Source organism: Streptomyces sp. NPDC054841 (genome assembly GCF_053611045.1).
This window is the reverse complement of the sequence record NZ_JBSGZO010000933.1, coordinates 1-1089: the sequence shown is the minus strand read 5'-3', so window position 1 is coordinate 1089 and position 1089 is coordinate 1. Positions and strand designations below refer to the sequence as shown.

The window sequence follows — 1089 nt, the reverse complement described above, 5'->3', positions numbered from 1 at the left end:
CGCGTACACCGCCGACCAGATCAGCTACCAGCAGGACGCGGTGGCCACCGAGGCGTACCTGGACACCGCGCGGCGCCGGGTGTCGGTCCGGCGCCACGTGCGGCTGATCGACTACCCGATGCACGACGGCTGCACGGCCCGGGCGTTCGTGACGTCCATCTCCCCATCTTCCTCGTCGAGAATCCACTCCTCGGCATCGGGGTCGTAGTCGATTTGCTCACAGCTCCATGACGCCTGGGCGAGATCCACGCCCGGGACCTCGCCGACCAGGTCGAAGGGGTCGACGAGATACGCGAGGGCCTCGGCGGCGTCCTCGCGTACGGCGGATCCGGCGTGCAGGCGCTCCTCGTCCGGCATGAGGCCGTCCGCTTCGATGCGGTCGAGGGCGGCGCCGGTCAGGGCCTCCGGTTCCGCCACCTCCAGCACCAATTCGACGTGTAGCCGCACATAGCGTGATGTCTCAGAAGTGGTCATACGACGGAGACTAGGCCTCAGGGACACCCGACTTTCCTGCGACCCGCTGCTTTCACTAGCATCGCGGCAGCATCACCGCACACGGCCAATTCGCCGATGTCACAAGGGGGATCGATCCCGTGTCCGTCGCTCGCCGTCCGCTGCTGACCGCTACCGCAGCCGGAACCCTTCTCTGCGCGCTGTGGTTCGTCCCCTCGGCGAACGCGACAGCTGAGGATGCGGCCACGCAGCCCGTCCAGGAGCTGTCCGGAGCTTCCGCTTCCGGCTCGGCGCCGGCCACGCTGAGCGGCTCCGAGGAACTGGCCCTGGCCGACACCGGCAGCGTGCGGACCGCGCCCTATCTGATCGGCGGGATGGCGTTCCTGGGGATCGGGGCCGGGTTCGTGAGCTTCGCGGTGCGCAGGACCGGCCACCTGGCCTGAAGCACGGCAGAAGGGCCTTCCCCGTGCGGGGAGGCCCTTCTCTGCCTGCTACGGCGTGTACGGCATGCGGTGCACGGCCTACTGGGCCCTGTCCGGGCCTAGGGAGTGTCTTCAAAGTAGCGTCGTCCGCCCGAAGGGCGGGCCCGGCGGCGTCTGGTGCGTGCGATCGCAAGGCGGAGAAAGGAGTCCATGC

At 68.9% G+C, this 1089-nt stretch carries 2 protein-coding genes; one reads left to right on the top strand and one right to left on the bottom strand.

Annotation, left to right across the window (positions count from 1 at the left end; genetic code table 11):
- Positions 1 to 111 precede the first annotated feature (111 nt).
- Positions 112 to 474 carry a hypothetical protein gene (locus ACWGI8_RS44525; protein WP_453669368.1) on the bottom strand — a complete coding sequence of 121 codons (363 nt, stop codon included), beginning with the start codon at positions 472 to 474 and terminating at the stop codon, positions 112 to 114.
- 119 nt (positions 475 to 593) lie between these two features.
- On the opposite strand from ACWGI8_RS44525, the gene ACWGI8_RS44520 reads away from it, so the two are divergent.
- Positions 594 to 896 (top strand): hypothetical protein, encoded by a 303-nt coding sequence (locus ACWGI8_RS44520; protein WP_453669366.1) that lies wholly within the window; start codon positions 594 to 596, stop codon positions 894 to 896.
- Positions 897 to 1089 lie beyond the last annotated feature (193 nt).